General features: G+C 73.5%; 27 protein-coding genes and 1 tRNA gene. 21 read left to right on the forward strand and 7 right to left on the reverse strand.

The features are described 5' to 3' along the window. The first annotated feature begins 33 nt into the window (after positions 1 to 33). The 12 genes from AB5970_RS08650 to AB5970_RS08705 all read left to right on the forward strand — a co-directional run bounded on the left by AB5970_RS08650 (position 34) and on the right by AB5970_RS08705 (position 12,461). The gene (locus AB5970_RS08650) at positions 34 to 411 is read left to right on the forward strand and encodes a hypothetical protein (protein ID WP_370503524.1); all 378 of its coding nucleotides are present in this window, start codon (positions 34 to 36) and stop codon (positions 409 to 411) included. Positions 412 to 681: 270 nt separating this feature from the next. After that, positions 682 to 2,235, forward strand: a complete 1,554-nt coding sequence (locus tag AB5970_RS08655; RefSeq protein ID WP_370503525.1) for a Re/Si-specific NAD(P)(+) transhydrogenase subunit alpha — start codon at positions 682 to 684, stop codon at positions 2,233 to 2,235. A gap of 4 nt (positions 2,236 to 2,239) precedes the next feature. Then, entirely contained in the window at positions 2,240 to 3,622 is a 1,383-nt protein-coding gene (gene pntB / locus AB5970_RS08660) for a Re/Si-specific NAD(P)(+) transhydrogenase subunit beta (RefSeq protein WP_370503526.1), read from the forward strand. Between the two features lie 93 nt (positions 3,623 to 3,715). Beyond that, the gene (eno, locus tag AB5970_RS08665) at positions 3,716 to 4,996 is read left to right on the forward strand and encodes a phosphopyruvate hydratase (protein WP_370503527.1); all 1,281 of its coding nucleotides are present in this window, start codon (positions 3,716 to 3,718) and stop codon (positions 4,994 to 4,996) included. A 383-nt stretch (positions 4,997 to 5,379) separates the two neighbouring features. Continuing rightward, positions 5,380 to 5,826, forward strand: a complete 447-nt coding sequence (locus AB5970_RS08670; RefSeq protein WP_370503528.1) for an FtsB family cell division protein — start codon at positions 5,380 to 5,382, stop codon at positions 5,824 to 5,826. A 31-nt stretch (positions 5,827 to 5,857) separates the two neighbouring features. Then, positions 5,858 to 6,358, forward strand: a complete 501-nt coding sequence (locus tag AB5970_RS08675; RefSeq protein WP_370503529.1) for a DUF501 domain-containing protein — start codon at positions 5,858 to 5,860, stop codon at positions 6,356 to 6,358. Between the two features lie 175 nt (positions 6,359 to 6,533). Next, positions 6,534 to 7,487, forward strand: a complete 954-nt coding sequence (locus AB5970_RS08680; RefSeq protein WP_370503530.1) for an exopolyphosphatase — start codon at positions 6,534 to 6,536, stop codon at positions 7,485 to 7,487. A gap of 245 nt (positions 7,488 to 7,732) precedes the next feature. Next, positions 7,733 to 8,062, forward strand: a complete 330-nt coding sequence (locus tag AB5970_RS08685; protein WP_370503531.1) for a PadR family transcriptional regulator — start codon at positions 7,733 to 7,735, stop codon at positions 8,060 to 8,062. Continuing rightward, positions 8,059 to 9,192 (forward strand): HAAS signaling domain-containing protein, encoded by a 1,134-nt coding sequence (locus tag AB5970_RS08690; RefSeq protein WP_370503532.1) that lies wholly within the window; start codon positions 8,059 to 8,061, stop codon positions 9,190 to 9,192. The genes AB5970_RS08685 and AB5970_RS08690 overlap by 4 nt, the downstream gene beginning before the upstream one ends. A 113-nt stretch (positions 9,193 to 9,305) precedes the next feature. Continuing rightward, on the forward strand, positions 9,306 to 10,772 hold the full coding sequence (locus tag AB5970_RS08695) for a GH1 family beta-glucosidase (protein ID WP_370503533.1): 1,467 nt from the start codon (positions 9,306 to 9,308) through the stop codon (positions 10,770 to 10,772). A gap of 70 nt (positions 10,773 to 10,842) precedes the next feature. Then, positions 10,843 to 12,321 carry an NAD(P)/FAD-dependent oxidoreductase gene (locus AB5970_RS08700; protein ID WP_370503534.1) on the forward strand — a complete coding sequence of 493 codons (1,479 nt, stop codon included), beginning with the start codon at positions 10,843 to 10,845 and terminating at the stop codon, positions 12,319 to 12,321. Positions 12,322 to 12,387: 66 nt separating this feature from the next. Continuing rightward, positions 12,388 to 12,461, forward strand: a tRNA-Leu gene (locus tag AB5970_RS08705). 18 nt (positions 12,462 to 12,479) lie between these two features. Here AB5970_RS08705 and AB5970_RS08710 read toward each other — a convergent pair. Both AB5970_RS08710 and AB5970_RS08715 read right to left on the reverse strand, forming a co-directional pair. Next, entirely contained in the window at positions 12,480 to 13,325 is an 846-nt protein-coding gene (locus AB5970_RS08710) for a siderophore-interacting protein (protein ID WP_370503535.1), read from the reverse strand. 58 nt (positions 13,326 to 13,383) lie between these two features. Continuing rightward, positions 13,384 to 13,827 (reverse strand): MarR family winged helix-turn-helix transcriptional regulator, encoded by a 444-nt coding sequence (locus tag AB5970_RS08715; protein ID WP_370503536.1) that lies wholly within the window; start codon positions 13,825 to 13,827, stop codon positions 13,384 to 13,386. Positions 13,828 to 13,910: 83 nt separating this feature from the next. Here AB5970_RS08715 and AB5970_RS08720 point away from each other — a divergent pair, with 83 nt between their 5' ends. After that, the gene (locus AB5970_RS08720; RefSeq protein ID WP_370503537.1) at positions 13,911 to 15,149 is read left to right on the forward strand and encodes an MFS transporter; all 1,239 of its coding nucleotides are present in this window, start codon (positions 13,911 to 13,913) and stop codon (positions 15,147 to 15,149) included. 58 nt (positions 15,150 to 15,207) lie between these two features. Here AB5970_RS08720 and AB5970_RS08725 read toward each other — a convergent pair whose 3' ends face one another. Together AB5970_RS08725 and AB5970_RS08730 are read right to left on the reverse strand one after the other, a co-directional pair. Continuing rightward, positions 15,208 to 16,077, reverse strand: coding sequence for an ABC transporter permease subunit (locus AB5970_RS08725; protein ID WP_370503538.1), 870 nt, complete (start codon positions 16,075 to 16,077; stop codon positions 15,208 to 15,210). After that, positions 16,074 to 17,063 carry an ABC transporter ATP-binding protein gene (locus AB5970_RS08730; RefSeq protein ID WP_370503539.1) on the reverse strand — a complete coding sequence of 330 codons (990 nt, stop codon included), beginning with the start codon at positions 17,061 to 17,063 and terminating at the stop codon, positions 16,074 to 16,076. Before AB5970_RS08730 ends, AB5970_RS08725 begins: the two co-directional genes overlap by 4 nt. A gap of 198 nt (positions 17,064 to 17,261) precedes the next feature. Here AB5970_RS08730 and AB5970_RS08735 point away from each other — a divergent pair, with 198 nt between their 5' ends. The 4 genes from AB5970_RS08735 (at position 17,262) to AB5970_RS08750 (ending at position 21,063) form a co-directional block, all read left to right on the forward strand. After that, positions 17,262 to 18,083: a Bax inhibitor-1/YccA family protein gene (locus tag AB5970_RS08735; protein ID WP_370503540.1), complete on the forward strand. Its 822-nt coding sequence runs from the start codon at positions 17,262 to 17,264 to the stop codon at positions 18,081 to 18,083. A 99-nt stretch (positions 18,084 to 18,182) separates the two neighbouring features. Beyond that, positions 18,183 to 19,568 (forward strand): cystathionine beta-synthase, encoded by a 1,386-nt coding sequence (locus AB5970_RS08740; protein WP_370503541.1) that lies wholly within the window; start codon positions 18,183 to 18,185, stop codon positions 19,566 to 19,568. A 35-nt stretch (positions 19,569 to 19,603) separates the two neighbouring features. Beyond that, complete coding sequence (locus AB5970_RS08745; RefSeq protein ID WP_370503542.1) at positions 19,604 to 20,626, forward strand: acetylxylan esterase; 1,023 nt, start codon at positions 19,604 to 19,606, stop codon at positions 20,624 to 20,626. Continuing rightward, positions 20,623 to 21,063 (forward strand): hypothetical protein, encoded by a 441-nt coding sequence (locus AB5970_RS08750; RefSeq protein WP_370503543.1) that lies wholly within the window; start codon positions 20,623 to 20,625, stop codon positions 21,061 to 21,063. Before AB5970_RS08745 ends, AB5970_RS08750 begins: the two co-directional genes overlap by 4 nt. On the opposite strand, the gene AB5970_RS08755 is transcribed toward AB5970_RS08750, so the two are convergent. Together AB5970_RS08755 and AB5970_RS08760 are read right to left on the reverse strand one after the other, a co-directional pair. Beyond that, entirely contained in the window at positions 21,047 to 21,643 is a 597-nt protein-coding gene (locus AB5970_RS08755; RefSeq protein WP_370503544.1) for a TetR/AcrR family transcriptional regulator, read from the reverse strand. The two genes, AB5970_RS08750 and AB5970_RS08755, sit on opposite strands and share 17 nt — an antisense overlap. Then, on the reverse strand, positions 21,636 to 22,505 hold the full coding sequence (locus AB5970_RS08760; RefSeq protein WP_370503545.1) for an alpha/beta fold hydrolase: 870 nt from the start codon (positions 22,503 to 22,505) through the stop codon (positions 21,636 to 21,638). The genes AB5970_RS08755 and AB5970_RS08760 overlap by 8 nt, the downstream gene beginning before the upstream one ends. Positions 22,506 to 22,616: 111 nt before the next feature. Here AB5970_RS08760 and AB5970_RS08765 point away from each other — a divergent pair, with 111 nt between their 5' ends. The 4 genes from AB5970_RS08765 to AB5970_RS08780 all read left to right on the forward strand — a co-directional run bounded on the left by AB5970_RS08765 (position 22,617) and on the right by AB5970_RS08780 (position 25,235). Continuing rightward, a complete protein-coding gene (locus AB5970_RS08765) occupies positions 22,617 to 23,024 on the forward strand; it encodes an FKBP-type peptidyl-prolyl cis-trans isomerase (RefSeq protein ID WP_370503546.1) in 408 nt (135 codons plus the stop codon). A gap of 65 nt (positions 23,025 to 23,089) precedes the next feature. Then, positions 23,090 to 23,416 carry a DF family (seleno)protein gene (locus AB5970_RS08770; protein WP_370503547.1) on the forward strand — a complete coding sequence of 109 codons (327 nt, stop codon included), beginning with the start codon at positions 23,090 to 23,092 and terminating at the stop codon, positions 23,414 to 23,416. A gap of 46 nt (positions 23,417 to 23,462) precedes the next feature. Further along, a complete protein-coding gene (locus AB5970_RS08775; protein WP_370503548.1) occupies positions 23,463 to 24,287 on the forward strand; it encodes a MerR family transcriptional regulator in 825 nt (274 codons plus the stop codon). 33 nt (positions 24,288 to 24,320) lie between these two features. After that, a complete protein-coding gene (locus tag AB5970_RS08780) occupies positions 24,321 to 25,235 on the forward strand; it encodes a transglutaminase-like domain-containing protein (RefSeq protein ID WP_370503549.1) in 915 nt (304 codons plus the stop codon). Positions 25,236 to 25,409: 174 nt separating this feature from the next. Here the strand turns inward: AB5970_RS08780 and AB5970_RS08785 are convergent, their stop codons facing one another. Further along, positions 25,410 to 26,654 carry a D-arabinono-1,4-lactone oxidase gene (locus tag AB5970_RS08785; RefSeq protein WP_370503550.1) on the reverse strand — a complete coding sequence of 415 codons (1,245 nt, stop codon included), beginning with the start codon at positions 26,652 to 26,654 and terminating at the stop codon, positions 25,410 to 25,412. Positions 26,655 to 26,663 lie beyond the last annotated feature (9 nt).

Consider the following 26,663-nt stretch of genomic DNA (forward strand, 5'->3'; position numbering starts at 1 on the left):
GGGACGAGGGGCGCGCGGGCCGACGGTCGTCGCATGACCACCTCGCCGCACACCGAGCACCGCACCGCCGCGCCGGTCGCGACCCCTACCGGCCGCACCTCTCGTCCGTTCACCGAGTCCCTCCTCTCTCGTCTCGTCGCCTTCGCCGCCGGCGTCGTCGTCGCCGTCCTGCTCACGGCGGGCGCCCTGCAGTCGTCGACCCCGGACCCAGGCCCGGGCCCGAGCCCGGGTCCGTGGCCGTCAGCGCCGACGTGCGCGGAGCTGTACGCCGCGCGCTCGACCACGTCCCACTCGTGCGGGTGGTATCGCAGCCGGGCTCTCGAGCAGGCCGAACGCCTGCGGTCGTGCGCGCAGGCGCCCGAGTACGTGCCGGCCCTCTCGCGGGCCTGGTTCGAGCCGACGCCCGTCTGACCGCACCGCACGTCGAGACGCCACGAGGTGGAGGGCGCAGGTCGCCCTCCACCTCGTCGTCGTGCCTCGGGACGACCCGTGCGAGCGGCGGTGCCGGGACCTTCGGGCCCGGGAGGCGGCCGCCTGGCCCTGATAGGAGGTTCGGGCGATCCTCCGAAAGACGGAAGGAAAGCGCTTGCCGACGAGCGTCGGGCACCCGTAGCCTGCCCGTGGCCGACATGATGAGCCCGGACCGACCACGACCACCCGACCCCACGGAGGACCGCAGCGATGCGCATCGGCATCCCGACCGAGAGCCGGGCCGGCGAGCGGCTCGTCGCGGCGACCCCGACGACGGTGGCTCAGCTGGTGGGGCTCGGCTACGACGTGGTCGTCGAGCGCGGGGCCGGCGACGCCGCGACCTTCGGCGCCGGGGCCTACGAGGCGGCCGGTGCGACCGTCGGGGACGTGGCGGCGGTGTGGGGAAGCGACGTCGTCGCCAAGGTCAACGCGCCGACGGACGCCGAGGTCTCGTCGCTGACCCCCGGCGCCACCCTGGTCGCGATGCTCGCGCCGGCGTCCGCGCCGGCCCTCGTCGAGAGCCTGCACGCGCGGGGCGTCACCGCGCTCGCGCTCGACGCCGTGCCGCGCATCTCGCGGGCGCAGGCCCTGGACGTGCTCAGCACCCTGTCCAACGTCGCGGGCTACCGCGCGGTGGTCGAGGCCGCCGAGGCGTACGGCGGCATGTTCACCGGCCAGGTCACCGCCGCGGGCAAGACGCCGCCGGCGCGGGTGTTCGTGATCGGCGCGGGCGTGGCCGGGCTCGCGGCGATCGGCACGGCCGGCAGCATGGGCGCGCGCGTGCGCGCGTTCGACGTCCGGCCCGAGGTGGGCGAGCAGATCGAGTCGATGGGCGCCACGTTCGTGCAGGCGGCGGCCGCTCAGCAGGCGGTCAGCGCCGACGGGTACGCGAGCGCGCTGACCGCCGAGCAGGAGCAGCTCACCGCGCAGATGTACGCCGCGGAGACCGCCGACGCCGACATCGTCATCACCACCGCGCTGGTGCGGGGACAGGCGCCGACGACGATCACCGCGGCCATGGTCGCCGGGATGCGGCCGGGCAGCGTGATCGTCGACCTCGCGGCCTCGGGCGGCGGCAACTGCGAGCTGACGGTGCCCGGGCAGACGGTGGTCACCGACGGCGGCGTCACGATCGTCGGGTACACCGACCTGGCCAGCCGCATGCCGCAGCACACCTCGCAGCTGTTCGGCACCAACATCCTCCACCTGCTCCAGCTGCTCACCCCCGGCAAGGACGGCGAGCTGGTGCTGGACCTCGACGACCCCGTGCAGCGCGGCATGGCCGTGACCCACGACGGCGAGGTGCTCTGGCCGCCGCCCCCGGTCCAGGTGTCGGCGGCACCCGTCGCCCCCGCCGGTCCCTCCGAGGAGGAGCGGGCGGCGGCCGCGGTCGCGCTGCTGCAGGACAAGACCCGCCGGCGGCAGCGCCGGTCGGTCGTGCTGGCCCTCGTCGCGGTGCTCGTGCTGCTGGGCATCTCGTTCGCGCCGACCGCGTTCCTGGGCCACTTCACGGTGTTCGTGCTGGCGGTCATCGTCGGCTACTACGTCATCTCGAACGTCAGCCACTCGCTGCACACGCCGCTCATGGCGCAGACCAACGCCATCTCCGGGATCATCCTGGTCGGCGCGCTCCTGCAGATCGGCGACGACAGCTGGCTGGTGACCGTGCTCGCCGTGATCGCGGCGTCGGTCGCGAGCATCAACGTCTTCGGCGGGTTCCTCGTCGCCAACCGCATGATCCGCATGTTCCGGAAGGACGCCTGACCCCGTGCTGACCTCCGTGGCCCAGGCAGTCTACGTCGCCGCCGCCATCCTGTTCATCCTCAGCCTGGCGGGGCTGTCCAAGCAGGAGACCGCGCGCCGCGGGAACGTCGCGGGGATGGTGGGCATGGCGCTCGCCCTCGTTGCGACGATCGCGCTCGCCCTCCAGCGCTCCGAGCGGTCGGTCGCCGTCACCGGCTCGCTGATCCTCGTCGTGCTGCTCGTGGGGTCGACCGTCGGCACGTGGCAGGCGCGGCGCGTCGAGATGACGCAGATGCCCGAGCTCATCGCGGTCCTGCACTCGTTCGTCGGGCTCGCGGCCGTCCTGGTCGGCTACAACTCGTTCCTCACCGAGCCGGCGGACCCCGCGCACCTGGTCGAGGTCTTCCTCGGCGTGCTCATCGGCGCCGTGACGTTCACCGGGTCGATCGTCGCCTACCTCAAGCTGTCCACCCGGATCCGCTCGGCGCCCCTGATGCTGCCGGGCCGCAACGTGCTCAACCTCGCCATGCTCCTGGCGTCGGCGGGCCTCCTGGTCTGGTTCCTGAGCACCGCGAGCGTGCTGCCGCTGCTGCTCATGACCGTGGTGGCGCTCGCGCTCGGCTGGCACCTGGTCGCCTCGATCGGCGGCGGGGACATGCCGGTGGTCGTCTCGATGCTCAACTCGTACTCCGGGTGGGCGGCCGCCGCGGCCGGCTTCATGCTCAGCAACGACCTGCTCATCGTCACCGGCGCGCTGGTCGGCTCGTCCGGTGCGATCCTCAGCTACCTCATGTGCACGGCCATGAACCGGTCGTTCATCAGCGTGATCCTGGGCGGGTACGGGGCGGAGGGCGGCACGGTGGTGGCGTCCGACGTCGACCTCGGCGAGTACCACGAGGTCAAGGCGCCCGAGGTCGCGGAGCTGCTGGCCGACGCGCGCACCGTGGTGATCACCCCGGGGTACGGCATGGCGGTGGCCAAGGCGCAGTACCCGGTGGCCGAGCTCGTCGCCAAGCTGCGCGCCCGGGGCGTCGACGTCCGGTTCGGCGTCCACCCCGTCGCGGGCCGGCTGCCGGGCCACATGAACGTGCTGCTCGCCGAGGCCAAGGTGCCGTACGACATCGTGCTCGAGATGGACGAGATCAACGGCGACCTCGCGGAGACCGACGTCGTCCTCGTCATCGGCGCCAACGACACCGTGAACCCCGCGGCCCTGGACGATCCCTCGTCCCCGATCGCCGGCATGCCCGTGCTCGAGGTGTGGAAGGCCGCGCGCGTCGTCGTGTTCAAGCGGTCGATGGCCACCGGGTACGCCGGCGTGCAGAACCCGCTCTTCTTCCGCGACAACACGTCGATGCTGTTCGGCGACGCCAAGGACCAGGTCGAGCGCATCATGCTCGGCCTCTGAACCGGCGTCCCACCAGTCGAAGGGCCCACGGCACCCGTGCGACGACGCCAGTAGGGTGAGGTCGTAAACCCACCCGCTTCAGAAGGAGCACCCATGGCCAGCATCGAGGCCGTCGGCGCCCGCGAGATCCTGGACTCGCGCGGCAACCCCACTGTCGAGGTCGAGGTCGCTCTCGACGACGGCACCATCGCCCGTGCCGCCGTCCCCTCGGGTGCCTCGACCGGCGCCTTCGAGGCCGTCGAGCGCCGTGACGGCGACTCCGCCCGCTACCTGGGCAAGGGCGTCGAGGAGGCCGTCGCGGCCGTCATCGACGAGATCGCCCCTGAGCTCATCGGCTTCGAGGCCACCGAGCAGCGCCTGGTCGACGCCGCGCTGATCGACCTCGACGGCACCGCCAACAAGGGCAAGCTCGGCGCCAACGCGATCCTCGGCGTCTCGCTCGCGGTGGCCAAGGCCGCGGCCGACTCGGCCGACCTGCCGCTGTTCCGCTACCTCGGTGGCCCGAACGCCCACGTGCTGCCGGTCCCGATGATGAACATCCTCAACGGTGGGTCGCACGCCGACTCCAACGTCGACATCCAGGAGTTCATGGTCGCCCCCATCGGCGCGGCCACGTACCGCGAGGCGCTGCGCACCGGCGTCGAGGTCTACCACTCGCTGAAGTCCGTGCTCAAGGGCAAGGGCCTGTCGACGGGTCTCGGCGACGAGGGCGGCTTCGCCCCCAGCCTGGGCAGCAACCGCGAGGCGCTCGACCTCATCCTGATCGCCATCGAGAAGGCCGGCTTCACGCCGGGCGTCGACCTGGGCCTCGCGCTCGACGTCGCCGCCACCGAGTTCTTCAAGGACGGCGCCTACCAGTTCGAGGGCAAGGCCCTGTCGAACGAGGAGATGTCCGCCTACTACGAGCAGCTGGTGAAGGACTACCCGCTGGTCTCCATCGAGGACCCGCTGTCCGAGGACGAGTGGGAGGGCTGGTCCCACCTGGTCGCCACCATCGGCGACAAGGTCCAGATCGTCGGCGACGACCTGTTCGTCACCAACCCCGAGCGCCTGCGCAAGGGCATCGAGCTCAAGGCCGCCAACTCGCTGCTGGTCAAGCTCAACCAGATCGGCACGCTGACGGAGACGTTCGACGCCGTCGAGCTGGCCCAGCGCAGCGGCTTCACCACGATGACCTCGCACCGCTCCGGCGAGACCGAGGACACCACGATCGCCGACCTGTCGGTGGCCACGAACGCCGGCCAGATCAAGACCGGTGCGCCCGCCCGCGGCGAGCGCATCAACAAGTACAACCAGCTGCTCCGCATCGAGGAGGAGCTGGACGACGCCGCGCGCTACGCCGGTCGCTCCGCCTTCCCGCGGTTCACGGCCTGACGCACGACCCTCGGAGGCCGGTCACCCACGGGTGGCCGGCCTCCGGCGCGCCACGGATCCCCACGTCCGCCGAGGTCAGCCAGGTCCGGGGCAGAATCGACGGCATGTCTGCCCCCCGACGCCCGGCGTCCCCGAGCGCCCCGGGTCGGCGTCCGGCGTCCCCGCGGCCCGGGACGCCCACCGCCGGGGCGAACGTGCCGCGCGGGAACACGGGCAGCCGGTCGTCCGCCCCCCGGTCCGGGGCCACGCCGCGGGTCGGCCCGGCGCCGTCGTCGTCGGCACGGCCGTCCTCGTCGCGACCCGCCGCCTCCCGGCCGGCCTCCCGCGGCACGGCCCCCACGCCGCCCCGCGGCACACCGCGAGCCGAGCGGGTGCAGGTGCGCGTGCCGCGGCTGTTCACGGTCCGGGCGATGGTCTTCTCGTGCGTGCTGCTGCTCGCCTTCGTGCTGGTGTACCCCACGCTGCACTCCTACCTGCAGCAGCGCGTCGAGGTGGACCAGCTGCGGGGGCAGGTCGAGGCGGCCCGGCAGCGCAACGACGACCTCCAGGCGGACCTCAAGCGCTGGGACGACCCCGCGTACGTCGCCGCGCAGGCGCGCGAGCGGCTCTCGTTCGTGCTGCCGGGTGAGAAGGCGTTCCGCGTGGTCGATCCCGAGACGGTGCCCGACACCGCGCCCGCCGCCGACGGACCGGCCTCCGTGCTCGACGCGGGCTCGACCCTGCCCTGGTACGCGACCGTCTGGGAGTCGGTGCAGGTGGCCGGACAGACGCCGGCCACGGGCGACAATGGGACGCCCGCCACGTCTCCCACGGCCCCGGCGGGCGGCTGACCCTCACCCCCGCACGAAACGGACCGCCGCTGTGACCCCCTCCTTTGACGCCGTGAGCGACCAGGACCTCACGGTGCTCGCCGAGCAGCTGGGGCGCCCGCCGCGCGGCGTCGTCGGCATCGCCGCCCGGTGCGTCTGCGGCCGGCCGCTGGTGGTCCGCACCGCGCCGCGCCTCGACGACGGCACCCCGTTCCCCACCACCTACTACCTCACCTGCCCGCCCGCGGTCGCCGCGGTCAGCACGCTCGAGGCCGGGGGGCTCATGAAAGAGCTGACGGCCCGGCTCGCCGACGACGAGGAGCTGGCGGCCGCCTATCGCCGCGCACACGAGGCCTACCTGGTCGACCGCGAGGCGCTCGGGCACGTCGAGGAGATCGCCGGCATCTCGGCCGGCGGCATGCCCACCCGCGTGAAGTGCCTGCACGTGCTCGTCGGCCACGCTCTGGCGGCTGGCCCGGGCGTCAACCCGATCGGCGACGAGGCCCTCGCCCTCATCCGCGACGACTGGCGCCCGGACCGCTGCACCTGCTGACCCGCCCCTGACTCCGGGTCAGCGCCCCATCTCCGCGGACGTCCGCACGATCGAGCGTCGGGGCGACCGGATGTGCGGACGTCGCGCCGGCGACCACGCAACGTCCGCAGGATCGAGCGTCGGGGCGACCGGACGTGCGGACGGTCCGGTCCGGGGCGGGTGCGAGGATGGGCGCGTGACGCGTGTGGCTGCCATCGACTGCGGGACCAACTCGATCCGACTTCTCGTCGCCGACATCGATCCCGAGGCCGGGACCCTGGTGGACCTGGACCGCCGCATGGAGGTCGTCCGCCTGGGCCAGGGCGTCGACCGGACCGGCCGCATCGCCCCGGAGGCCCTCGCGCGCACGCTCGACGCGGCCCGGCGGTACAACGACGTGTGCACGGAGCTGGGCGTCGAGGCGATCCGGTTCGTGGCCACGTCGGCATCGCGCGACGCGGAGAACCGGGCCGACTTCGTCGACGGGGTGCACGCCGCGCTGGGCGTCGAGCCCGAGGTCGTCGCCGGGCAGGAGGAGGCCGAGCTGTCGTTCCGCGGGGCCACCGGCGTGCTGGCGGGCGAGCACCCCGGGCCGTTCCTCGTGGTCGACCTGGGCGGGGGCTCGACCGAGCTGGTGCTGGGCACGACGACGCCCGAGGCCGCCTTCTCGATGGACGTCGGCTGCGTGCGGATGACCGAGCGCCACCTGCGCAGCGACCCGCCGACCGCCGACGAGATCGCCGCGGCGCACGCCGACGTCGCCGCCGCGCTCGACACCGCGGCCGCCGTGGTGCCCCTGGGCAAGACGGTCACGCTGGTCGGCCTGGCCGGCAGCGTGACGACCGTGACCGCCCACGGGCTGGGCCTGCCCGCCTACGACCCCGCGATCATCGACCGGTCCGTGCTGCCGGTCGACGTCGTGCTCGCCGCCTGCGACGACCTCTTGGGCCGCACCCGCGAGTCCCGCGCCGCCCTCGGCTTCATGCACCCGGGCCGCGTCGACGTGATCGGCGCGGGCGCGCTGGTCTGGGGCGACGTCGTGCGACGCGTCCGCGACGAGGTCGCCGCTGCCGGCGGCCGGCTGGACCACGTGGTCACCTCGGAGCACGACATCCTCGACGGCATCGCGTGGAGCATCGCCACCCGCTGACACCCGCGGACCGAGAGATCCCCGGACGTCCGCACTCCGGTGGGTTCTGGCCCGCACGAGTGCGGACGTTGGTGGGGAACACTCGCGACACGCCGGGGCTGGCGCGTGGTGGACGGTAGTGCGCAATGTGTAATAGCGTCGCGCCTGCGGGAGCCGGAGGGGGCTTCCGCACCAGACTGCCGCCCCGGTGCCGTCGGTCGCCCAGCCGGGCGGACGGCCGCCCGGGACGTCGACCGGGAGGTCCCGTGGACACCACACAGCTGCTCAAGGGCGTGCTCGACCTGGCGGTGCTCGCCGTCGTCGCGGACGAGGACGGGTACGGGTACGACGTCGTCCGGCGGCTGCGGTCGGCGGGCATCGAGGAGGTCGGCGACGCGTCGGTGTACGGCACGCTGCGGCGGCTGTACTCGTCGGGAGCCCTGACCTCCTACGTGGTGCCCAGCGACGAGGGGCCGCACCGCAAGTACTACGGGATCAACGCCCAGGGCAGGGCGATGCTCGAGGCGCAGCGCAAGGACTGGCAGGAGTTCGCAGGCACGATGGGCCGCCTGCTCGGGACGGAGGGCGTGCGATGAGCGTGCTGGACACCACGGACGTGCTGGACGTCGCGGGCTACGCGGCGGCGGTGCGGCGCAGCCTGGCCGACCTCGGCCCGGAGGTGGTCGAGGACCTCACCGACGACCTCGAGGCGGACCTCGCGGAGGCGATGGCCGACGAGCGGCACACGGCCCACGGGCGCGGCCTGCTGGAGCAGTTCGGGTCGCCGGAGGAGTACGCAGCCGAGCTGCGCGCGGCGGCGGGGCTCGCGCCGGCGGTCTCGCGGGGTCCGCGGCAGGACCTCAGGTATGCGCTCGGAGCCCCCGCGCGCGGAGCGCGCCGCCTGGGTGCCTGGACCCTGCGGAGCCTGCGGGCGCAGCCATGGTGGGGGCCGGTCGAGTCGTTCCTCGTGGCGCTGCGGCCGGTCTGGTGGCTGGTCCGCGGCTGGATCGGTTACGAGCTCGTCGCGATGTACTTCGGCAGCGCTGCATCGATCGGAGTGCCGCGCTCGCTGCTGAGCAAGGCGGTGCTGCTGGCGGCGGTCGTCGTCAGCGTGCAGTACGGGCGCGGGGTGTGGCTGCGGGGGCCGCGGACGCACTGGCTCGCGGTGACGGCCAACGTCGTCGCGGTCGTCGCCCTGCTGCCCGTGGTCGGCTGGGTGCAGGGGCAGCTGCAGTGGCAGTACGCCCAGGCGGGCGCCTACGCCGGCGGCGCCCAGACGATCTACCAGGACAAGCCCGTCGACGGGGTCGTGGTCGACGGCATGCAGGTGAGCAACCTCTTCGCCTACGACGCCGAGGGCAACCCGCTCACCGACGTGCAGATCTACGACGATCGCGGACGGCCCGTGCGGACGACGTTCGACAACGGCCTCGACCCGTACTGGCTGCCTGAGGGCGACGAGCCGTGGTCGTTCGTCAGCAGTACGGACGCCGACGGCCGCTCCCGCTGGAACCTCTACCCGCTGCAGGGCGCGCCGACGTCCGCGTTCAGCTACGACGACGCCGGGATGCAGGTGCTCCCGGCGGGGACCAGCCCGTCCACGCCGCCGTGGCCGTTCGCCAAGGCACCGGCGCTCGACGCCCCGCAGACCTCGACGATCGGCGCCGAGGGGCCGTCCGCCACGCCCAGCCCGTCCGCCACGCCGGGCCCGACCCCCACCCCCTGACGGCCGGCGGCGCCCCGCAGGAACGGGGCGCCGCCGCAGGTCGCGGCGGTACGATGGGCGTTGGGAGCGCTTCCAGCGCCCATGTCAGCCCGCCGTCGCTCGAGGAGGAGCGGATGCCCGGTCCCGTGCTCGACCGCCGCCTGCTGCTCCAGCTCGGCGGGGCCGCCGGGCTGCTGGCCGCCTGCACGCCCGCGGCGCCGGGGCCGGCGCCGTCCGCGACCGCTGCACCGTCCTGGAGCCCGCCCGCGCAGCCGATGGCCTTCCCCGCCGGGTTCGTCTGGGGCGCGGCAACGTCGGCGTTCCAGGTCGAGGGGTCGACGACGGCCGACGGGCGGGGGCCGTCGATCTGGGACACGTTCGCGGCCCGACCGGGGACCATCCGGGACGGCTCCACGGGCGACCCGGCGGCCGACCACTACCGGCTGTGGGAGTCGGACCTCGACCTGATCAAGGACCTCGGGCTGCCCGCGTACCGGTTCTCGGTCGCGTGGCCCCGGATCCAGCCGACCGGGTCCGGCCGGGTCAACCAGGCCGGCGTCGACTTCTACCGCCGGCTGGTCGACGGGCTGCTGACCCGCGGCATCCACCCCGCGATCACGCTCTACCACTGGGACCTGCCGCAGCCGCTGCAGGACGCGGGCGGCTGGGCGGTGCGGGACACCGCCGAGCGCTTCGGCGAGTACGCGGCGATCGTGTTCGACGCCCTGCGCGACGTCGACGCCACCTGGCTCACGATCAACGAGCCGAAGACCACGGCATTCGTCGGCTACCGCTGGGGGTCGCACGCGCCGGGGATCTCCGACGTCGACCAGGCGGCGGCCGCGGTGCACCACCAGCTGCTGGGGCACGGCCGGGCCGTGAGCGCGTTCCGGGCCGGCGGGGGCGCCGGGGGCATCGGCATCGCCCTCAACCTCATCCCCGTCTACCCGGTGGACCGCGGCGCGGACCCGGCCTCGGTGCGCGTCGACGCCGTCGAGAACCGGCTGTTCCTCGACCCCGTGCTGCTGGGCACCTACCCGGACGACGCGATCGGGCGGGAGGCCGGCCAGCTGCCGGCGGACCGGGACGCGTTCGAGGCGCTCGTGCAGGACGGCGACCTCGACGCCATCAGCGCCCCGCTCGACCACCTCGCGATCCAGTACTACGGGGTCACGGGGGTCGACGACGCCGGCAACCAGGTGCCGATCTACCCCACCTCGGCCGCGACCTGGCAGCAGGTGCACCCCGAGGGCCTGTACGACCTGCTCATGGACCTGCTCATCGACTACCCGGACGCGCCGCCGCTGGTGATCACCGAGAACGGGATCCCCGACCCCACGCCCGAGGGCTCCACGGACGACCCCGAGCGGCGCGAGTTCCTGCGCGCGCACCTGCAGCAGGCGGCGCGCGCGATCGGCGACGGGGTGCAGCTCACCGGCTACTACGCCTGGTCCCTGCTGGACAACTTCGAGTGGGCCGAGGGGATGACGCAGCGCTGGGGGCTGGTGCGCGTCGACTTCGACACCCAGGAGCGGACGCCGAAGGCGAGCGCGCAGTGGTACTCGTCGGTGGTCCGCGCGAACGCCGTCGCCCCGTCCTGAGTGCCCACTGTGCGCAGTATCACCGGCTTGGGCAGGGCGCAAGGGACCTGACGCCGCTACCGTTGAAGGCATGCCTCAGTCTGCCTCCGACGTCGCACCCACGAAGGCCACCGCGGACGCGGCGGCCCGCCCGAGCAAGCCTCGCAAGGTGCCCCGCGTCGTGATCCTCGGCGGCGGCACCGTGGGCCTGTACACGGCCCGCCGGCTGCGCAAGCGTCTCGGCAAGCGCGAGGCGGCCATCGTCGTCGTCGACCCGCGCCCGTACATGACTTACGCGCCGTTCCTCCCCGAGGCCGCGGCCGGCTCGATCGACCCCCGCAACGTCGTCGCGCCGCACCGCCGCGCGCTCAAGGGCGTCGACGTGCTGCAGGGCAAGGTCACCGAGATCAACCACGCCGACCGCACGGTCGAGATCACGCCCGAGGAGGGCGACGCGTACTGGATCACGTACGACCACCTGGTGGTCGGCCTGGGCGCTGTCGCCCGCACGCTGCCCATCCCGGGCCTGGCGGACTTCGGCATCGGCTTCAAGAACGTCGAAGAGGCCATCTCGCTGCGCAACCACGTGCTCAACCGCATCGACGTCGCGGCGAGCACCTGGGACCCCGAGCTGCGCCGCCGCATGCTCACGTTCGTGTTCGTGGGCGGCGGGTTCGCCGGCATCGAGGCGCTCGGTGAGGTCGAGGACATGGCCCGCGCGGCGGTCAAGTACTACAAGGCCGTCGAGCAGGACGAGCTGCGGTTCGTGCTGGTCGAGGGCTCGCCGCGGATCCTGCCCGAGGTGAGCGAGGAGCTGGGCGGCTACACGCTGGAGCAGCTGCGCAAGCGCAACATCGAGATCCACCTGTCGACCTTCCTCAGCAGCTGCGTCGACGGCCACATCGTCCTGTCCAACAAGGTCGAGTTCGACGCCGAGACGCTCGTGTGGACCGCCGGCGTGAAGGCGAACCCGGTGCTGCAGAACTCCGACCTGCCGCTCGACGCCATGGGCCGGGTCACGTGCAACGCGTACCTCCAGGTGGTCGACGCCGACGGCACCGTGGTGCCCGACGCCTACGCCGCGGGTGACTGCGCCGCCGTGCCGGACCTGTACAACCCCGGCAAGTTCTGCCCGCCCAACGCCCAGCACGCGCTGCGCGAGGGCAACCACCTGGGCGACAACCTCTCCCGGGTGCTCCGCTCCGCCGAGCCGACCGAGTACAAGCACAAGAACATCGGCGCCGTCGCGTCGCTCGGCATGTACAAGGGCGTCGCCCAGATGTTCGGCCGGATCAAGGTCCGCGGCTTCCTCGCGTGGGTGCTGCACCGCTCGTACCACGTGGCCGCCATGCCGACCTTCAACCGCAAGATCAAGATCGCCGCGGGCTGGACCGGCTCGCTGCTGCTGCGCCGCGAGGTCGTCGCGCTGGGCAGCCTGCACGACCCGCGCGCGGAGTTCCGCTCCGCCTCGGTGCCGGCCAAGCCCCGCGCCGTCGAGCCGGGCGAGGCCGACCCGTCGATGGCGTCCGCCGCCGCGCCGAAGGCCGCCAAGGGCACCAAGAGCGCCTGAGCTCCTCGCGCACGAGCCCCCGACGTCGGTCGGGGGCTCGTGCGCGCCCTGGCAGGATGTGGCGCGGCCCCCGTAGCCCAACTGGCAGAGGCAGCCGGCTTAAACCCGGCACAGTCCCGGTTCGAACCCGGGCGGGGGCACCCGCACCCGCCCGCCGGTCAGTCGAGCCCCTGCTCCGACTCCTCGATCGTGGCCAGCCAGTCGCGCTTGGTCGCGCGCCAGCCCTCGTCGTCGGCGCCCAGCCGCCAGTAGCCGGAGACCGACAGCTGGTCGCGCGTGATCCCGCGGTCGACGCGCACGTGCCTGCGCAGCTCGCGGACCACGCCGGCCTCGCCGTGCACGAACGCGCTGACCGGGCGGGGCAGCTCCGGCAGGGCGGTGACGGCGTCGACGAGCGCCAGCCCGGCGACGGCGATGCCCTGGTGCACCCAGCTCACGTGGACGCCCGGCGGGAACGCGAGCGGGATCTGGTCCTCGAGTCCGTGCACCTCGATGACGGCGTGGCCGACCGCGTCGTCGGCCAACCGCTCGAGCGCGACGGCGATGGCGGGCAGCGCGCTGGCGTCGCCGGCGAACAGGTGCGACGCCGCGGCGGGGTCGGGTGACCAGGCCCCGCCGGGACCCACCAGCAGCACCTCGTCGCCGGGCTGCGCCGACGCCGACCACGGGCCCGCGATGCCCTCGTCGCCGTGGACGACGAAGTCGAGGGTGAGCTCGTCCGCGGCGGCGTCCCAGGCGCGGACGGTGTACGAGCGCTGGCGGGGCTGCTGGTCGGGCGGCAGGGCCGCGCGCACGGCGTCGAGGTCGAGGCGGCCGTCCTCCCGCAGCGGGCGCGGTGACCCGGCCGGGAGGAACACGACCTTGACGTACGAGTCGGCGTGCGGGGACGGCTCGAAGCCCGGCGCCCGGACGACCACCCGGACCATGGTCGCGGCGATCAACTCCGTCCGGACGACCACCCCCACGAGCGGGGCGGGGCGCGGGCGGGCCGGTGCGTCGGTCATCGAGGTCCTTCGTCGGGGCGGTCGGTCGTGCGGCGGCCCACGCTAGCCGAGCCCGCTGTCAGGTGCGGGTCGCGTGCGCGTCGAGGTCGGCGTTGAGGCGGGTCAGCAGCTCGGCCAGGTGCTGGCGGTCGTCCGGGGACCACTCCGCGAGGATGTCGGCGTACACGTCGGCGCGGGCGGTCCGGGTCTGGGCCAGGGCAGCGGTGCCCGCGGGCGTCATGGTGACCACCGCGCGGCGGCCGTCGTGCACGTCGCGCTCGCGGGTCACGTAGCCCGCGGCCTCCATGGCGAGCACCTGGCGGGTCACCGTCGACGCGTCGAGGCGCAGGTGGTCCGCGATCTCGTTGATGCCGGCCGGGCCCGTGGTGTCGAGGAGCCGGAGCGCCAGGTACGCCGAGCGCTCGAGCGTGCTGGCCAGGCGCGTGGTGCGGCGGTTGCGGTCCGCCAGGCGCAGCAGCAGCGCCACCTGGGCCTCGACCGCGGTCACGGCGTCGTCGCTCATGGGGTTCTCCTCCTCGATCACCTAGGTGTAGCATACATGGAGTTACCTGCCCCATACAGATATCGCACGAAGGACCGGCACCCGTGGCGTCACCCCGCATCGAACCGAACAAGACCGCGATCTACTCGACGGCCCTCACGGCGTTCTTCGCCATCGCGGGCATCGCGATCGTGGACCCGATCCTGCCGGCCATCGGCGCCGCCATCGGCGCGACCACCTGGCAGATCGAGCTGCTGTTCACCGCGTACATCGCGGTCATGGCCGTCGGCATGATCCCCGCGGTCATGGCCACCGGGAAGCTCGGCTACAAGAAGGTCCTCGCCGCGGGCGTCAGCACGGTCGCGGTCGCCGCGATCCTCGCGTCGCTGTCCAGCGGCATCGTCCCGCTCGCGCTGCTGCGCGGGCTGTGGGGCCTGGGCAACGCGATGTTCTTCGCCACCGCCATGGTGCTGCTGGTCTCGCTGGCCAACGACAAGAAGTGGGTCGTCGAGCTGTTCGAGACCTGCGTCGGGCTCGGGTTCGCCATCGGCCCGCTGATCGGCGGCCTGCTGGGGCAGATCAGCTGGCGCGTGCCGTTCTTCCTGTGCGGCCTGTTCATGATCGCGGCGCTGATCATCTCGCTGACGCGGCTCAAGGACCCCGAGGAGATGCCGGCCCCGCTGCGGCTCGGCCAGGTGTTCCAGCCGTTCCGCCGTCCCGCCTTCGTCGCGCTCTGCGTCATCACCGCGACCTACAACTTCGTGTTCTTCATCGTGCTCGGCTTCACGCCGATCTTCCTGGGCCTCGACGTGGTGCCGCTGGGCCTCGTGTTCACCGCGTGGGGCGTCGGCCTCGCCGTCGGCATCCTGGTGGTCGGCCACCGGCTCGCGCACCGGTTCGGCGCGGTGCAGACCGTCGGGTTCGCCCTCGTGGTCCTGCTGCTCACCCTGATCGGGCTTGCCACCTCGCACAGCACCGCGCAGTCGGTGGTCGTGCTGGTCGTCGCCGGCGTCTGCATGGGCATCTGCAACGCGAACCTCACCGACTTGGCGCTGGCGACCGGCTCGCCGGACCGTCGGGTGACCACCGGCGCGTTCAACCTGGTCCGCTGGGGCTTCGCGGCTCCGGCGCCGGTCGTGGCCGGGCTGCTGGCCGAGCACGTCGGGATGCGCTCGCCGTTCTGGGTGGCCGTCGCCGTGCTCGCCGTCGGGATCGTCACGTTCCTCGCGTTCGGCCACATGATGGCCCGCAACGTCGGCGAGCGCGTGCTCTGGTCCCGCTGGAACCGGGGGGCCGAGGCGCTCGAGGGCGTGCCGGAGGAGGCGCTGGGCGAGGTCGTCTGACCCCATGACGAAGGGGGCGGTCCTGTGCAGGACCGCCCCCTTCGCCGCGCGCCCGGGGTCAGGCGTCGCGCTTCTTGAGCAGGACGGCCGAGATCACCAGGACCACGACCACCCACGCCGCGAGGACGCCGTAGCCCTCCCACGCGCTCAGGGTGACACCGACCGTGGTCGCCGCGTCCTGGGCCTGGATGGCCGCGTCGGTCTGCGTGATCTGCTGCCCGGCGGCGCCCGGCAGGAACGGGGCGATGTACTTCAGCGGGTTCCACGGCACCAGCTGGAACACGATCGGCAGCACCAGCAGGAGGCCCAGCACCGTGGCCACGGCCGCGGCGGAGTGACGCAGGAGCGCCCCGAACGCGAACGAGAGCAGGCTGATCGTGGCCAGGTAGAGCCCGGTGCCGAACAGCACCCGGAGGGTGTCGTCGGCGCCCAGGTCGACGGCCATGTCCCGGCCACCGAAGAACAGCGCCTGCAGCGCGGCGGCGAGCGCGACCGCCAGGACGGCGGCGACGAGCGTGACGACACCGAGGACGACGGCCTTCGACCAGAGCACCGGCAGGCGCTTGGGCGCGGCGGTCAGGCTGGACCGGATCATCCCCGTCGTGTACTCGCCGGTGATGGTCAGCGCGCCGAGGACCGCGAGCGCGAACTGCCCGAGGTAGACCGCCGGGGTGTACGCGTCCAGGGGGTTCAGCGGCGTTCCCGCCGGCGGGCCGCCCTGGTCCGGCGACGGGGCGTTGAGCACCGCGAGGGTGAACAGCAGCGCCAGGCCGACGATCGCGACGAGGAAGATCGACATGGTCCACGCCGTGGACCGGACCGACCAGAACTTGATCCACTCGCCGCGCAGCAGGTGCGCGAACGTGAGCTTGGCGGGCTTCGCGGCCGTGGCGTGACGGTGCGGCTCGGTGGCGACGGCGGCGCTCATCGGGCGTCCTCTCCGGTGGCGGTGGCGGTGGCGGTGGTGGCGGCGTGGGCCCCGGTGGAGCTGGACTCCTCGCCGGGCAGCGCGGCGGAGTGGTACTCCACCGACTCGGAGGTCAGCGACATGTACGCCTCCTCCAGCGATCCGGTCAGCGGCGTGAGCTCGTGCAGGACGAGTCCCGCGCGGGCGGCCGCCTCGCCGACCTCGGCCGCGGTGGCGCCCCGCACCTCGAGCAGCCCGTCGGACGACGGGGTGACCGTCACGCCGGGCCCCGCGAGCACGCCCGCGAGGTCGGTGGACTGGGGCGAGCGGACGCGGACCGTGGCGGTGGTGGCCTGCGCGATGACGGTGTCGACCGGCCCGTCGGCGATGATCTTGCCGCGGCCGATGACGATCAGGTGGTCGGCCGTCACGGCCATCTCGCTCATCAGGTGCGACGAGAGGAAGACGGTCCGGCCCTCGGACGCGGCCAGGTACTTGACCAGGTTGCGCACCCAGAGGACACCCTCGGGGTCGAGCCCGTTGACCGGCTCGTCGAGGATGAGCGTCTGCGGGTCGCCGACGAGAGCCGCGGCGATGCCCAGCCGCTGCCCCATGCCGAGCGAGAACCCGCCGACCCGCCGCTTGGCGACGGTGTCGAGGCCGGTCATGGAGATGACCTCGTTGACGCGCTTGTCACCGATGCCGTGCGTGGCGGCGATCGCGCGCAGGTGGTTGCGGGCGCTGCGGCCGGTGTGGACGGCCTTGGCCTCGAGCAGCGCGCCCACCTCGGTGAGCGGGGAGTGGTGCTCGGCGTAGGGCCGGCCGTTGACCGTCACCGTGCCGTGCGTGGGCTTGTCGAGGCCCATGATCATGCGCATCGTGGTGGACTTGCCGGCGCCGTTGGGCCCCAGGAATCCGGTGACCCTTCCGGGCTGGACGGTGAACGAGATGCCGTCCACCGCCACCTTCGTGCCGTATCTCTTCGTCAGGTCGTGGGCCTCGATCATCAGCCGTTCCTCGTCGTCGGGAGCAGAACCGTTGACGACCCTAGGGGTGGGGCGCCAGGCCGTGCATCGGACCATGGGGGGAGCGCTGACCAGCCGAATGGCCGAGGCGCCGGGACGGTGGGAACGAACGCGCCCCTGTCCACGTTCGCTACGGTGACAGCCTTGTCTGACAGCGCCCGATCCGTCCAGGAGGACGCCATGGCCAATCCCGTGTTCAACAACAGTCCGGTCTTCCAGGACCCCGTGCAGCGCCGGGGCCAGAAGTCGCCTGCGTCGACGGTGTCCTACGGCACGGCCGGCGCTCAGGTGGCCGACGCCGCGACGCTCGACACCCTGTACAACGCCCCGTCCGCGACCACGCGCGAGACCGGCCGGCTGACCTACGACGACGTGATCATGAAGACCGCCGGTCTGCTGGCGATCCTCGTGGTCACCGGCGCGGCGACCTGGGTGCTCGCACCGGGCCTCTGGATCTTCGGCGCCATCGTCGGCCTGGTGCTCGGCCTGGTCAACGCGTTCCGCCGGAGCCCCAGCCCGCTGCTCATCACGCTGTACGCGGCGGCGCAGGGCGTGTTCCTGGGCGGCATCAGCGCGTTCTACGAGTCGGCGTACGACGGCATCGTGGGCCAGGCGGTCCTCGCCACCCTCTCGGTGTTCGCCGTGTCGCTGTTCCTCTTCCGCTCGGGCAAGGTCCGGGTCACGCCCAAGTTCACGCGCGGGCTCATCCTCGCGATGGTCGGCTACCTGGTGTTCTCGCTGATCAACGTCGTGCTCATGCTCTTCGGCGTGGGCGGCGGCGACTACGGCCCGCTGCGCTCGGGCTGGCTCGGCGTCGCGGTCGGGCTCATCGCGGTCGGCCTGGCCGCCGCGAGCCTCATCGTCGACTTCGACTCCATCAAGCGCGGGGTCGACGCCGGCGTGCCGGCCAAGCTCGCGTGGACGGCCGCGTTCGGCCTCGTCGTGACGCTGGTCTGGCTCTACCTGGAGCTGCTGCGGATCTTCGCCATCCTGCGCAACTGACCCCAGCGTCAGGCCAACCCGTCGGCCCGGGTGCGATGATCGATCGCACCCGGGCCGACGTGCGTCCGCCCGCCCCGCCACCCATGGGAGCAGACCGCAGTGAAGTACGCGAAGCACATCACCGAGCTCGTCGGCGGCACCCCGCTCGTCCAGCTCACGGCAGTGACGGCAGGCCTGACGGCGACGATCCTCGCCAAGGTCGAGTACATGAACCCCGGCGGCTCCGTGAAGGACCGCATCGCGCTGAAGATGATCGAGGCCGCGGAGGCGAGCGGCGAGCTGCAGCCCGGCGGCACCATCGTCGAGCCCACCAGCGGCAACACCGGGGTCGGCCTGGCCCTGGTCGCCCAGCGCAAGGGCTACCGCTGCGTGTTCGTCTGCCCGGACAAGGTCAGCCAGGACAAGCGCGACGTGCTGCGGGCGTACGGCGCCGAGGTCGTCGTGACCCCGACGGCCGTCTCGCCGGACCACCCGAACTCGTACTACTCGGTGTCCGACCGCCTGGCGCGCGAGATCCCGGGCGGCTGGAAGCCCAACCAGTACGCCAACCCGAACGGGCCGGCCAGCCACTACGAGACCACCGGCCCGGAGATCTGGGCCGACACCGACGGGCGCGTGACGCACCTGGTCGCGGGCGTCGGCACGGGCGGCACCATCACGGGCACCGGTCGCTACCTGCACGACGTCTCCGACGGGCGGGTGGTCGTCATCGGCGCCGACCCCGCCGGCTCGGTGTACTCCGGGGGCGACGGGCGTCCCTACCTGGTCGAGGGTGTGGGCGAGGACTTCTGGCCGACCGCGTACGACCCGACGGTGCCCGACGAGATCATCGCCGTGTCGGACGCGGACTCGTTCGCGATGACGCGCCGGCTCGCGCGTGAGGAGGGCCTGCTGGTCGGCGGCTCGTGCGGCATGGCGGTCGAGGCGACGCTGCGGTACGCCCGGCGCCTGCAGGAGGAGGACCCCGCGGCCGCGGCCGAGGCCGTGATCGTGGTGCTCCTGCCGGACAGCGGGCGCGGCTACCTGTCGAAGATCTTCAACGACTCCTGGATGCGTTCGTACGGGTTCCTGGCCGCCGACGAGGGCGCGACCGTGGCCGACGTGCTGCGCACCAAGACCGGCACGCTGCCCGACCTGGTGCACACGCACCCGAACGAGACCGTGCGCGACGCCATCGAGATCCTGCACGAGTACGGCGTCTCGCAGATGCCCGTCGTCGGGGCCGAGCCGCCGGTCAAGTTCGGCGAGGTGGCCGGCGCCGTGAGCGAGCGCGAGCTGCTCGACGCCGTGTTCTCCGGCGAGGCCGAGCTGTCCGACCGGGTGGACCGTCACATGTCCGCCGCGCTGCCGCTCATCGGCTCGGGGGAGTCCGTGGAGTCCGCGCGGTCGGCGCTGCAGAAGGCGGACGCGCTCATGGTGGTCGACGACGGTTCGCCCGTCGGGGTGCTGACGCGGCACGATCTGCTCGGGTTCCTCGCGCGCTGACGCGCGACCCGCCACCCCTCATCCGAAGGAGCACGATGGCCCTGTTCGACCTGCCCCTGCCCGAGCTCGAGCGCTACCTGCCCGAGCTGGACGAGCCGGAGGACTTCGACTCGTTCTGGGCCGACACCCTCGCCGAGGCGCGGACGTTCGACCTCGGGCTGTCCGTGGTGCCGGTGGAGACCGGGCTGACGGTGATCGACGCGTTCGACGTGACGTTCTCCGGGTTCGGCGGGCACCCGATCAAGGCGTGGGTGACGCGGCCCGCGGGTGCGGTCGGGGACCTGCCGGCCGTCGTCGAGCTCCTCGGGTACGGGGGCGGCCGGGGTTTCGCGCACGAGCGGCTCGCCTGGGCCGCCGCCGGGTACGTGCACCTGGTGATGGACACGCGCGGGCAGGGCTCGGTCTGGGGCGGCGGGGGGCACACCCCGGACCCGGCGGGCTCCGGGCCGGCGTCGCCGGGCGTCATGACGCGCGGGGTGCTCGACCCGCACGACCACTACTACCGGCGGCTCATCACGGACGCCGTGCGGGCGGTCGACGCCGCGCGGGCGCTGCCCGGCGTGGACGCCTCCCGCGTCGCCGTCACCGGCGGCAGCCAGGGCGGCGGGCTCGCGCTCGCGGTCGGCGGTCTTGCCGACGACCTGGTCGCGGTGATGCCGGACGTCCCGTTCCTGTGCCACTACCCGCGCGCGCTGGCCATCACCGACGCGTTCCCGTACGGCGAGCTCGTGCAGTACCTCGCGGTGCACCGCGACCAGGGGGCGACCGTGCTCCGGACCATGTCCTACCTGGACGGCGTGCACTTCGCCCGGCGGGCGTCGGCTCCCGCGCTGTTCTCGGTCGCGCTGCGGGACGAGACCTGCCCGCCGTCGACCGTCTTCGCGGCCTACAACCACTACGCGGGCCTGGCGCCCGTGCGGCCCGCGACCGAGATCGAGGTCTACACCTACAACCAGCACGAGGGCGGCCAGGCGTTCCAGGTGGCCCGCCAGCTGCACTGGCTCCGGGACGTGCTCGCGGGGCTGCCCGCGTCGGAGAGCGCGGGAGCCCGTCGGTGACCTCGGCGGTCTCCTTCGAGGTGGGTGACTTCGAGGGCCGGGCCGCCGTCCGGCTGACGCCCGTCGTGGACGGGGTCAGCCTCGTCGAGCTGGTCGGGGCGTTCGAGGCCGCGGCGGGGTACGAGGTGGCCGGCGGGTACGACGGGCTGGTGCTCGACCAGTTCCGCTTCGGCGACCTGGACAGCTACCTGCTCGGGGGCGAGGACTGGCCCGGCCGGGGCACCGCGTCGCTGCTCGGCTGCGACTGCGGCGACGTCGGGTGCTGGCCCCTCGACGCGCGCGTCACGGTCGCCGGCGGGCGCGTCGTGTGGGACGAGTTCCGGCAGCCGCACCGGCCGCAGCGCGACTATGCGGGCTTCGGGCCGTTCGTCTTCGAGGAGGCGGCCTACCGCGCCGCGATCGACGCGGCGGCAGCCGCCGTCACGCCCCGGAGCTGACCGCCAGGCGCTCCAGGCCGCCCACCAGCCCGGCGACGAGGAAGTCGAAGCTCGCGTCGACGTCGTCGGGCATGCCGAAGCCGCCATCGAGCTCGAGGACGACGAACCCGTGCACCGCGGCCCGGACGGCGCGGACGGCGTCGATCCGCCGGTCGTGCGGGACGCCGAGGGCCGCGACCGCGTCCGACAGCTCCGCGACGACGCGCTCGCCGGTGGCGCGGACCGCTGCGGCGTCGGGGTCGTGCATCCAGCTGGAGCCCTGGACGGCCTGGTAGCGGCCGGGGGAGCGCAGGGCGAGGCCGCGGATGGCGCGCGCGTAGGCGGGCAGCAGGTCGGCGCCGGTGCACCGGGCGCGGACCGCCGCGAGGGTCGTCTCGAACTCGTCGACGCAGACCAGCGCCACCTCGCGGCGCAGCGCGGGCAGCCCAGCGACGTGCTTGTACAGGCTCGGCACCGCGACGCCGGCCCGGGCCGCGACGGCCGAGAGCGTGAGGTCCGCGAAGCCGCTCGGGCCGCCGTCGTCGACCACCGCGAGCGCCAGGTCGACGACGGCGGCGCGGTCGAGGCCGGCCCTAGGCACGGGCGCTCTCGCGGACCTGGAAGCGGCCGGCCGCGTCGCGCGGGAGGTCCGCCAGGAACTCGAGCGTGCGGGGCACGACGACCTCGGGCGCCTGGTTCTGCGGGTAGTGGCCCACGTCCGGGATGAGGGTGACGTCGGCGTCGATCGCGCCGCGGAGCCACTCGGCCTCGGCCGCGGGGTCCACGAAGTCGGGGTCGATCGCGCCGACGAAGGCGACGGCCGGCGCCACGATCTCGGGCACGCGCGCCTCGACCGGGGCGTGCGTCAGCTGGACCGTGAGGTGCCGGAAGGACCGCAGGTGGGCGGGGTCCTTCATCGCGGCGCGCAGGTCCGCGACGTGCTCGTCGAGCCACGGCGCCTTGACGCCGCGGTTGAGGTAGCCGCGGTAGTACGACGCCCAGACGCCGGCGCCCCACGGGCGGGCGAACAGCGCCCGCATGACGCCGTGCATGGCGGCGACGGCGATCGCGGGCATCGGGCGCTCGCGCAGGAACGGTCCGGTGAGGACGAGCCCCGCGACGAGGTCGGGGCGCTCGGCGGCAGCCCAGCCGGCGGCGCCCGCGCCCATCGAGTTGCCGACGAGGACCGCCGGGCCGCCCAGGTGCTCGACGAGCGCGAGCGCGTCCTGGCCGGTGACGACGTCGCCGTGGGTGCTGAACGTGGTGTCCGAGTCGCCGTGGCCGCGCAGGTCCATGACCGCGACGCGGTGGCCGGCGTCGGCGAGCGGGCCGGTGAGCTCGCGCCACGTGCTGCGCAGGTCGCCCATGCCGGGGATGAGGACGACCAGCGGCCCCGCGGTCGGGCCGTCGAGCGTGTAGGCGATCCGCCCCTCGGGGCGCTGCAGGTGCTGGATGGAGGTCATGGCAAGAAAGCTAATGGCATTAGCCAGCGGGGTCAACCCCCTCGGTGCGACGGGTGTCGGTCGGAGTTGGCAAGATGGTTCGCGCACTGTCATCCACTGAAGGAGTACGTCATGTCCGCAGCGCTGCCCGAGGTCTCGGGTTCCTTCGGCCAGAAGCCGACCCTGACCTTCCCGGACGCGGCCGCGTCGCAGGAGCTCGAGGTGCTCGTCCTGTCCCGGGGCGACGGCGCCCTCGTCGAGGCCGGCGACGACCTCGAGGTCCACTACCTCGGCCAGTCGTGGAACGGTGGCGTGTTCGACAACTCGTACGACCGCGGCTCCTCGATCAGCTTCCCGATCGGCGTCGGTGCCGTCATCGGCGGCTGGGACCAGGGGCTCGTCGGCCAGCAGGTCGGCTCGCGCGTGCTGCTGTCGATCCCGTCGCACCTGGGCTACGGCGACCGCGGCGTCCCGCAGGCCGGGATCAAGGGCGGGGACACGCTGGTCTTCGTCGTCGACATCGTCGGCACCAGCAACTGATCCACCCGCGACGAGCCCCCTCTCGATCACGGGGAGGGGGCCCGTCGCTCGGGCACACTGGCGGGATGAGCGACGAGGTCGTGGAGATCGAGCTGCTGGTGGTGCCCGACTGCGCGAACCAGGCGGCCGCGGCCGAGCTGATCGCGACCGCGCTGGCGGACAGCGGCGTGGTGGCCACCGTCGCCGTCACGACCGTCGCCAGCCAGGACGACGCCGAGCGACGCGGCTTCACCGGCTCCCCGACGATCCTGGTGAACGGCGCCGACCCGTTCGCCCGCGCGTCCGCGCCCGCCGCGCTCGCGTGCCGGCTCTACCGCACCCCGGACGGCCTCCGAGGAGTTCCGGGGCTGCACGACCTGCGGGCCGCCCTCGAGCGCGCGGCCGCGGTCTGACGGGGAGGCCCGGCACCCCGTCGTCGCCCGTCGCTATCCTCGGGCCGTGGCGGACGGCGTGGTGACGATCGGCGAGTTCGCGCGCCGGTCCGGGCTCTCGCTCAAGGCGCTGCGGCTCTACGACGCCCGCGGGCTGCTGGAGCCGGTGCGCGTGGACCCGGCCAGCGGGTACCGCTACTACGACCTCGCGCAGCTCGAGCGCGCGCACACGATCTCGCTGCTGCGGCGGCTCGACATGCCGCTCGGGTCGATCGCCGACGTGCTCGCCGCGCGCAACGGGCAGGCGGCCGCGATCCGGTCCTGGTGGGACGGGCGGCAGCGGGAGCTCGCCGAGCGCGGACCCGAGCTGGACCTGGTGCTGCACGCGCTCGGCGAGCCGGACGGGCCTGCCCGCACGGGCCGGTTCGGGGTGGACGACGTGGTGGTCGAGCCCGTCCGCGCGCGGACGGTGGCGTCGGTCCGTCACCACGTGCTGCAGGAGGACCTGGTCGCGTCGCTGGCGTCGGACGTGCTCGAGCTCCGCGCGTTCCTCGACGCCGGCGGCGCCACCTACGGTCCGGAGTTCTGGGTGCTGTTCCACGGCGCCGTGGGCTTCGACGGCGACGGGCCCATCGAGACGTGCGTGCCGTACGAGGGTGCGATCACCCCCGCCGGCGCCGTCACGCTGCGGGAGGAGCCCGCGCAGACCCTGGCGTACGTCCCGGTGACCGCCGCCGACTGCCGGTACCCGGAGATCATCGGCGCGTACGTGGCGCTGGAGACCTGGTTCGTCTCCGGCGGCCGCGCGCAGGGCGGTCCCGAGCGCGAGATCTACCCGGTCCCGTGGTCCGACGAGGGCGTCGTCGTGCACGTCGCCCGGCCGGTCGCTTGACCCTGCCCCTGGGGCAGGCCTCAGGCTGACCGCATGCCAGAGCTCGCCGACTACGCCACCCACAGCCGCTACTCCGACCCCGGCCCGCACGCGCCGCTGCTCGCGGCCGTCGACACCGACCCCGGGTCGTTGCACCAGGCCGCGTGCTCCCTGGTCATCCACTACCGGGGCGCCGCGGACCAGCTGGTGCCGGGGCAGGACGCGGACATCGACCTGCGGTGGCTGGCCGACCTGCTCGACGAGGCGCAGCGGCGCTCGTCCGGACCGCTGACCGGCCCGCGGGAGCCGGCGCAGCAGATCGCCGGGTGCTGCCGCGACCACACGCTGGTCGCCGTGGCGGTGCTGCGCGAGCACGGGATCCCGGCGCGCAGCCGCGTCGGGTTCTCCGGCTACTTCCGGCCCGGGTTCCACCACGACCACGTGGTGGGCGAGTACTGGGACGGGGCGCGCTGGGTGCGGTTCGACCCCGAGCTGAACATGGCCGAGAACTGGTTCGGGTTCGACTCGCACGACATGGCGACCGGGCTCGGTGCGCCGTTCGAGACCGCGGCCGAGGTCTGGCTGGCCCACCGGCGCGACGGCCTCGACGTGTCGACCTACGGCGTGGACCCGTCGCTCCCGTTCCTCTGCGGGCCCGAGTTCGTGCGCGGGTACGTGGTGACCGAGCTGGCCCACCGGCAGCGCGACGAGCTCCTGCTGTGGGACGTGTGGGGCGACACCGTGCCAGAGACGCCGACGCCCGCCGCCGAGCTGGACCGGCTCGCCGACGAGGTCGCCGCGCTGCTGGTCGCCGCCGACGCGGGCGACGCCGCGGCCGAGCAGGAGCTGGCGGAGCGGTACGCGACCGACCCGCGGCTGCAGCCCGGCACCGGCGTCGTGACCCTCTCGCCGACGGGACGCGTCGGCGACGCCGACCTCGTGGCCAAGGTCAACCACTGGCGCCCGTAGGCGGCCCTGACGTACGAAGCGCCAGGGCGCCCGGATCCGCGGACGCTACCGAGCAGGCTGCGCAACGTCCGAGGAAGTGAGCGCTAGAGGGCTCCGATGCTCGGACGTTAGGGAGGGGATGGCGCAACGTCCGAAGAGGAGAGCTCGGATCCTCGGACGTTGCGGGGCCTAGGGCTAGAGGACGTGGCGGTCCAGGTAGGCGTTGCGGAAGACGCCGTCGGGGTCGGTGCGGGCGACCAAGGACCGGAAGTCGTCCCAGCGGGGGTAGAGGCGGGCCAGATCCCGGTCGGCGTCCGCGAAGAGCTTGCCCCAGTGCGGGCGGGCGTCGAACTGGGCCAGGGCGGCCTCGATCGTCGGCAGCAGGGCCGCGACCTCGGGCTGCCGCGGCAGCCACGTGAAGTGCAGCCCGACGCGGTCGCCGCCGGACGCCGTGGACAGCCAGAGGTCGTCGCCGGCGATCGTGCGGACCTCGGTGACCTGCAGCAGCGGCGCGATCCGGTCGGCCAGGGCGCGAACTGCCTCGAGCGCGGCGACGGCGTGCGCGCGGGGGACCAGGTACTCCGACTGGAGCTCGTCGCCGTTGCTCGGCGTGAAGTCCATGCGGAAGTGCGGGAGGCGGTCGTGCCACGGTCCGGGCTCGCCCAGCTGCGCGGTGCAGTTGACGGGGTCGATGCCGGGCAGAGGGTGGCGCGGACCGTCGGCGGGCGTGGTGCCGAAGAAGTCCGTCCGCAGCGCGTACGAGTCGGTGACGCGGGTCTTGCGCCAGACCTGCTGGATGCTGTCGCCGGTCCAGTCGGTGAAGAGGCTGACCGAGTCGGCGCTGCCGGTGATCTCGTCCAGGTGCGCCAGCGCCTCGCGCCACGGGAGGTCGAGGTGGACCTCCTGGGCGACGTCGTAGGTGGGCTCGATGTCGAGGGTGACGCGGGCTGCGACGCCGAGGGCGCCGAGCGCGACGACCGAGCCGTCGAAGTCGGCGTCACCGCGCCGGACGGTCCGCAGGGACCCGTCGGGCCCGACCAGCTCGAGGCCCGCGACGGCGGCCGCAAGGTTCCGCGAGCGGTCGCCCGAACCGTGCGTGGCCGTGGCGACCGCGCCGGCGACCGAGATGTGCGGCAGCGAGGCCAGGTTGTGCACCGCCCAGCCCGCCGGGTGCAGGGCCTGCGCGAGCGTGCCGTACCGGGTGCCGCCCGTGACGGTGACCGTGCGCGCGGCCTCGTCGATCTCCGGCGCGGCTTCCAGGCCGTCGAGCGCGACCAGCGCGGCGGGGTCGTCGGCCAGGTCGTTGAAGCAGTGCCGGGTGCCCAGGGCGCGGATCCGCGGAGACCGGGCGACGAGCTCGCGCAGCTCCTCGACGGAGCGCGGGCGGTGGACCTCCGTCGCGCCGTAGGTGTAGTTGCCGGCCCAGTTCGTCAGCGTCACCAGGTCAAC

This window comes from Cellulomonas sp. ICMP 17802, from assembly GCF_041295535.1.
Classification (GTDB): domain Bacteria; phylum Actinomycetota; class Actinomycetes; order Actinomycetales; family Cellulomonadaceae; genus Cellulomonas.